The following is a 1,200-nucleotide window of genomic DNA, read 5'->3' as shown; positions in this document are numbered from 1 at the left end:
AACTTACACACTTATGAGGTGACTCAATGAGCTTAATCATTACCGATGCCGGAATTGCTGCCGCGATTCGTGCCGGTGATTTGGGTATCGAATACAAAATTACGCACATCAGTATTGGCTCTGAAGGTTACGTTCCTGAGCCTGCTCAGACTGAGCTGCGTAACGAACTACAAAAGAAAGCCATCACGCGAGGTAAGTTGGTTGCTCCTGGTCAACTGCATTTTGAAACCGTTTGGGATGGTGTTGAAGAGTTTGAAGGCAAAGAGCTCGGTTACTGGCTGGAAGATGGAACCCTGTTTGCGGTCGATAGCCGAGACGGTGACATCATTACCTATAAGCGCAAAAACACAGTAGTCACTGAAGCCTGTGAGCTTAACCTTTCCGCGTCCACCATTAGCAACATTACCGTTGAACTGCTGGGTTCACCGTATGCAACTGAAGCCGTGGCGGGTATTGCGAAAGTGGCAACCAGTGAGCAAGTCAATTCAGGCATGGATGACCGAACGATTGTGACACCAAAAAAGCTCAAGGAAGCTTTCTCAGATGAACAGTTTGCTAATTACGACCCTACTCGCATCTACTCAGTGGGTGAAGTCTGCTACACGAAAGATGCAGAAGGAAAAGTCAGCTATTGGGAGTGGTATTCAAATGTCGAATCGTTAGCGGGTAAAACCCCATTGGACACAGCTAACCGACGCATTGGTTGGGCGGATGTCACCAAGCCATTCTACTGGAAGCCCTACATGGCGAAAGTGGCCGGTGAAACCATGTATTGGGATACCGATGCTATTCCAGAAAATATGGTGGTAGGTATTGGTCAGCAATTACCTGTAGCGGTATACCACTCACTAGCAGCGGCTAAGCCTGAATGGATAGACGAAACAGACAACACCCTAATCAACATACCAGACCGACAAGGGCGCTTTGTTCGCGCCGCTGATGGCGCAACGTGGCTAGCTGGCGAAACGCACGAAGATGCGATTCGGAATATTACAGGTTCATGTGACATTGATGTAGATGTCTCCTCAGCGGTCGGCGCCTTTTCATACGTGGCAAGCGGTAGGCAGCGAGCTGCTGTTAACACTTCAGGAGGAAAATCCGTCAGTTTCAATTCGTCAAATGTCGTGCCAACTGCCGACGAAAACCAGCCTAAAGGCTACATTGAATGGGTAGGATACGCAGTATGATTGATGTTTATTA

General features: G+C 48.3%; 1 protein-coding gene. It reads left to right on the top strand.

The features are described from left to right. Nucleotides 1-26 precede the first annotated feature (26 nt). Nucleotides 27-1,187: a phage tail protein gene (locus ACOSVQ_RS20615; RefSeq protein ID WP_491984300.1), complete on the top strand. Its 1,161-nt coding sequence runs from the start codon at nt 27-29 to the stop codon at nt 1,185-1,187. The last annotated feature ends 13 nt before the right edge of the window (nt 1,188-1,200 follow it).

It is taken from the genome of Vibrio sp. HM8-C, from assembly GCF_058630515.1.
The sequence above is the reverse complement of the archived record's forward strand: the minus strand, read 5'-3'. Positions and strand labels throughout refer to the sequence as shown.